The organism is Chamaesiphon polymorphus CCALA 037, assembly GCF_003003845.1.
Lineage (GTDB): Bacteria > Cyanobacteriota > Cyanobacteriia > Cyanobacteriales > Chamaesiphonaceae > Chamaesiphon > Chamaesiphon polymorphus.
Map to the genome: position 1 here is coordinate 1 of NZ_PVWO01000400.1, position 5,528 is coordinate 5,528.

Genomic DNA, 5,528 nt, shown 5'->3' on the forward strand with positions numbered 1-5,528 from the left:
TTTGGTATGAGTTGCTGCGGAGATCTACCCACCCCGCCCTATGGGCACCCCTCCGTTCGCGAAGCGTCTGCCTTGCAGAGGAGGGGATTTTCCATTACAGCCATCGCCTCCAGCTCCCTTCTGCTTACTGCCTTCTGCCTTATGCCTTCTGCTCGCTATTACTTGAGGATAATTTCATGCCTGACTTTGACTTGGGGTGGGTTCGCGACCAGTTTCCATCGTTGTCTCAAGAACTAAATGGTCAGCCGATGACCTTTTTTGATGGCCCTGGGGGGACTCAGGTGCCCAGAAATACGATCGCGGCGATGAGTGATTATTTAATTCACTCCAATGCGAATGCTCACGGAGCTTTTGTCACCAGCGAACGGACGGATAAGCTAATCGACCAAACGCGGAGTGCGGTAGCTGACTTGCTGGGTTGTGCGGCGAATGAAGTCGTGTTTGGGGCGAATATGACGACCCTCACCTTTGCGATTGCGCGGGCAATCGGGCGAGAACTACAACCTGGTGATGAAATTATTACGACCAAGATCGATCACTATGCGAATATCTCGCCCTGGGAAGCTTTGGCAGAAAAAGGCGTTGTCATCCGCACTCTAGATATTCGAGTAGAAGATTGTACGCTCGATCTCGATCGACTACAGGAATTACTCAACGATCGTACCAAATTAGTCGCGATCGGTTATGCTTCCAATGCCGTCGGTACCGTTAACGATGTTGCTGCGGTTACCAAACTCGCCCATCAAGTCGGCGCGATGGTTTTTGTCGATGCCGTCCACTATGCGCCCCACGGTGCGATCGATGTGCGGGAACTAGATTGCGATTTCCTCGCTTGTTCGGCTTATAAATTCTTTGCACCGCATCTGGGCATCCTCTATGGCAAACACGAGCATCTGAGCCGCTTACAGCCTTACAAGGTAACACCCGCATCGAATGAGGTGCCATCGTGTTGGGAAACGGGCACCCAGAGCTATGAGGCAATGGCGGGCTTGGTAGAGACGATCGATTATCTGCGCCAATTGGGACAGCAAGTCGCTCCAACCGCTGGCAATCGTCGAGCCGCACTAGTTGCAGGGATGGCGGCGATTCACGCCTACGAGCAAGAACTCAGTCGCTATTTGCTCTCTGGGTTGGCACGGATTCCTGGTTTGACGGTGTATGGAATTACAGATCTCGATCGAGTTAGCGAACGCACGCCAACAGTGGGCATCCGACTTGAGGGGTATTCGCCCCACGAGCTAGCGAAAAAGTTGGGCGAGCAGGGCATTTTTACCTGGAATGGTAATTTTTATGCTGTGGGTGTCACCGAAGCGTTAGGCATTGAGTCTAGCGGTGGTTTGTTGCGAATGGGATTGGTTCATTACAACACGATTGAAGAAATCGATCGACTGTTGAAAGCTCTAGATAAAGCGAGTTCGGGTTAATGAATATAAATGTTTGAAATTACTTTATCCACCACGATCGCCGCAGATGCTATAGCTGCGGCATTTTCTAGACTAATTCCTACGGGGCTAAAGATCGATGTATTTCCAACATCAGATACACCTGACGAAGTGGGAGCGATTTGGGCTTGGATGGAAGAGACTAACGACCCAGCTTGGCCATGCTCGATTGCGGTTATTCATCATGGTGATGAATGCGAACTCGGTTCTTATCCCGATCTGCGAGTTGCCGAATATCTACATCAATGTTTTGGCTGCAATGTTTTGTGCTGCATATACTACCCATTTATGGGTATTTCAAATCCGCAAGATCCTTACTGGGCATTGGTTATTGTCAGCGGACAGTGGTATTTTGCCGATACATGCGGCACTGCACTGATGGGATTCGATCTTGTTGGTGCAGAAGAAGATGACAAAGTTGAATTGATTCGTCCGATCTCAGTACCAAATGTATGGGCTAAATAATCAACAATAAATCTCGATCGAGCATAATCATTGACGGGACTAATCAGGTGGATGTCTGCCTAGCAATTCTTCCTCAGTGCGAATAGATAGCATCATTTCTCGATTTAAATCTAATGCTGCAATCGTCGCTCGTCCCACTGGAGTCAATCCAATTATTTGCACGCCATCCCATCGAAAGTTATCTTGCCACGATTGCTGACGGGGATTAAAAAATAACACCTTAATTCCAGTCTCGGCATCTTCAATTTCTTGTCTTGCACCCTTTTTCAGAGAACACGATACACAAGCTAGTGCAAGATTTTCAGCAGTAGTCTCACCATTAGCTACTACTGGCACAATATGGTCGATATGAAAGGTTGCAACTTGACCAGCTTGAGCTATTTTACAGTACTCGCAGCGATCGTTTGCTCGCTGGATCGCTAACCGACGGAGAGATGCGGGAATATTCATCGCAGCTTACTTCGTTACTTGGTGCGATCGGAGTTTTAGCAATGATAGAAACTCCGCCAACTCCACTAATCCCTCAGCCTCTTGTCGTTCGCGTTCGGAAAGTTGCGTACCTGCATCCTGTCGATCGAGTAAAAATTGTAGGCGATCGTGAACTGCTGCGGGAAGTTGAAACTGAGCTAATCCGATCGGAATTTCGACAACTTGCGCCATAAGAAAACCAAAATAAAATTTTAACTCTCACCTATTAATTATAGCTGGATTTCAGTCAATATCTATTTAATAAATACTAGCGTTTCCCTACTTGTGCGATTGATTAAAAAGTTAGATAAATTATGGCAAGATCGTTAAATTATTCGAGACTTCTAGCTGGATTTTGTTTTTAGAAACCACTTCACCCCAATCGGTATAACCTGCTGGTGGAGAATAGTGATTGATGCGCGGGTCGTATGTTCCCTCAAATCCGGTCATCACGGCCATCGAACTAGTTGCCGCAGCTTTCACGCCATCATCAGTCGTTCTCACATCTTCGTAGAAATCATTCCCCGGCCAAGAAATATGATCCCATGCGACAAAGCTAAATAGTTCGCAATTGTCGAATTCACGATCGACCTCAGCATAAAACTCTGGTCTGCACAACTGAGATTTTCTGATATTGCCCTGATTTAGCGGTCTGACGAGAAAATCGATTCCGTTAATGTTCGTGCGATCGTTTTCACACTCTGAATAGGGGTCATAATAGACTGCTGCAATCTGCGGAAAACTTTTACCATATGTTTCTAGCAATTCGATTAAAGTATGTTTTAGTCGATCTCCTAATTGTCCTTTGAATATCCCAGCAAATTGTCCGCAACCGAGTCCGGGAATGGTAATAAATGCTTTTTTATTATTAGCTTGGGCAACTGCGTTAATATACGCAAATCCAGGCAACAATCTCCGCTCGTACAAGCGATAATAGCCCGCCGCATCGAAGGCACCATCGGTAGTTACTTCCTGCCAATCTGCGGGAACGAGCTGGTGTCCGTTGCGGAGTAATGCGCCAGGGGTAAAAATGAGCGTTGCAGTAAATGTTCTGATATGTACTTCTGGCTGGACGTGTCGGCCATTATCATAGACAGTAACTGGTGTGGCAATGCTGATGTCACCGATTATGGAGAGTTCGTCTTGGTTCCAATCTCTCCCGTCGCCATAAATTGCACTCTCGGCAAAGATACATGGCTGTTTTGTTTGTAATAATAGTTCGATAAATTGCTCGATCGAGAGCTGTTCTAAATCTCGATCGATTAACTTACTATTTAAATATGCTCCCGCGATCGCACCAGCTTTTAATCGATCGAGATAATCGATCGATCGTTGATAAGTTGCGGGATGAATTAATACTCGATAATCTGGCATGTGTGAGTTAATTTTAACTTTTTGCTGGCTCTAGCCGGATGAGTTGACCGTTAGATTCATCAGTCAAAATATACAATAACTCATCGGGGCCTTGACGGACATCTCTGACCCGCGCGCCGATTGCAATTGGCTCTTGGTTGAGAACTTTGCCATTAGCATCTAACTCGATTCTGCGGACTGCTTGCTCCACCAAGCCACCTGCAAAGAGATTTTTTTGCCATTGTGGAAATCGTTTTCCATTGTAAGCGGTCAAACCTGAAGGTGCGATCGCGGGCGTCCAAACTAATTTGGGATCTTCCAATCCAGGTAGCGATGTATTCGGTGAAATCTCTCTACCAGATCCATACTCTTTACTATTGGTAGCCAGCGGCCAGCCGTAGTTTTTGCCTTTTTGCAATAGGTTGAGTTCGTCACCACCGCTCGAACCGTGTTCTGTCGCCCAAATTCGCTTGGTAACTGGGTCGAAGGTCATGCCTTGAATATTCCGATGTCCGTAGCTCCAGATTGCTGGATCGGTATTCGCAGCTTTGACGAAAGGATTATCGGGAGGAATCGAACCATCATCTTTGAGCCGAAGGACTTTACCGAGATCGCTGCGCCGATTTTGGGCTTGGAAGCGGGGTAATTTACCCTCGATTTGTAGTGGGGGATTGCCGCCATCGCCGATCGCCAGTAACAGGGTATTATCGGGTAGCCAAGTAATCCGCGAGCCGAAATGTTGCGATCCGGGTTTGACGGGATTGACTTCAAAGATAACTTGCAGATTTTTGAGATTTTTGCCATCGAATACAGCTCTGGCTAGTCGCGTGCGATTGGCGGTATCGGTACCATGTGAGTAGGTGAGATAAACCAGCCGATTTTTGGCAAATTGCGGATGGATCGAAATATCCATCAATCCGCCTTGTCCGCTGGCAAATACCGCCGGAACGCCGCCGATCGGGGTAGGATCGAGTACACCATTGCGGACGATGCGCACCCGCCCAGGCCGCTCGGTGACGAGCATGGTTCGATCTGGTAGCCAAGCTACGCTCCAGGGATTTTCTAAGCCTTTTACAACTGGAACCAGGCGATAATTTGCCTGGGTATTCTGACTGATTTGAGATTTTTGGGCGTTACTAGAGCAAGCCAGACTAGATATTGCTGCGAGCGCGATCGTTTTCAATGCTAGCGATCGCCACGAGAATTTGGTGAGGATATTCACAACAAGTTACAGATTGCTACGATATTTCGGCGATTGCGCTAGGCGCAGGCTTTGCCAACGGACACTACCGATCTATCTATATTTTTACATTCTTATCCATAAAATAACAATGAATGAAAATACCACTGCTAATCAGAAACTAGGATGTGAAAAATATTCTCTAGATAGCTGCATTCTAGTGAAAGCATCTGTCGAAGAAATAAGTAAAGTTATTCGTCAATATTTTGGATTACAAGTGCAGTCTGAATGCCAGCTTGTCGATTACATCAATGCCGATCGAGATTCGAGCCAAGAGGAAGATCGACAAAGAGAAATCCTCCGATCTAATCCCAAAAAATCATTACCACCGATCTCTTATCCCTTTCCATTTTGGCAATATCTCGATCGACAGTGGACATATTTACCTTTCTTTCGAGGCGATGATTCGATCGCCTTTGCATTTGCTTCACTTTTGAATACTGACGCTATTTGTTTTTTTGACTCTCATCACGCCATCCATAATGAATTTAAAGTTTTTCGCAACGATCGATTAGTCGAACATTATTTATTTGGTGGCGATTTTGGTAGTCATATTATGG

6 protein-coding genes and 1 pseudogene are annotated in these 5,528 nt (G+C 46.3%); 3 read left to right on the forward strand and 4 right to left on the reverse strand.

The window, feature by feature from the left end; genetic code table 11:
- Positions 1 to 176: 176 nt before the first annotated feature.
- Together C7B77_RS22825 and C7B77_RS22830 are read left to right on the forward strand one after the other, a co-directional pair.
- Positions 177 to 1,424, forward strand: coding sequence for a cysteine desulfurase-like protein (locus tag C7B77_RS22825; protein WP_106310317.1), 1,248 nt, complete (start codon positions 177 to 179; stop codon positions 1,422 to 1,424).
- A gap of 9 nt (positions 1,425 to 1,433) precedes the next feature.
- Positions 1,434 to 1,907 carry a hypothetical protein gene (locus C7B77_RS22830; protein WP_106310320.1) on the forward strand — a complete coding sequence of 158 codons (474 nt, stop codon included), beginning with the start codon at positions 1,434 to 1,436 and terminating at the stop codon, positions 1,905 to 1,907.
- A 39-nt stretch (positions 1,908 to 1,946) separates the two neighbouring features.
- Here the strand turns inward: C7B77_RS22830 and C7B77_RS22835 are convergent, their stop codons facing one another.
- From C7B77_RS22835 to C7B77_RS22850, 4 genes are all read right to left on the reverse strand, one after another.
- Complete coding sequence (locus C7B77_RS22835) at positions 1,947 to 2,357, reverse strand: HNH endonuclease (protein WP_106310323.1); 411 nt, start codon at positions 2,355 to 2,357, stop codon at positions 1,947 to 1,949.
- A gap of 6 nt (positions 2,358 to 2,363) precedes the next feature.
- Positions 2,364 to 2,567 (reverse strand): hypothetical protein, encoded by a 204-nt coding sequence (locus C7B77_RS22840; protein ID WP_106310326.1) that lies wholly within the window; start codon positions 2,565 to 2,567, stop codon positions 2,364 to 2,366.
- Positions 2,568 to 2,687: 120 nt separating this feature from the next.
- Positions 2,688 to 3,749: a hypothetical protein gene (locus C7B77_RS22845; RefSeq protein ID WP_106310329.1), complete on the reverse strand. Its 1,062-nt coding sequence runs from the start codon at positions 3,747 to 3,749 to the stop codon at positions 2,688 to 2,690.
- A gap of 13 nt (positions 3,750 to 3,762) precedes the next feature.
- Positions 3,763 to 4,950, reverse strand: a complete 1,188-nt coding sequence (locus tag C7B77_RS22850) for a PQQ-dependent sugar dehydrogenase (RefSeq protein ID WP_106310332.1) — start codon at positions 4,948 to 4,950, stop codon at positions 3,763 to 3,765.
- Positions 4,951 to 5,059: 109 nt separating this feature from the next.
- On the opposite strand from C7B77_RS22850, the pseudogene C7B77_RS22855 reads away from it, so the two are divergent.
- Positions 5,060 to 5,528 (forward strand): annotated as a pseudogene (locus C7B77_RS22855) (hypothetical protein); the annotation flags it as partial.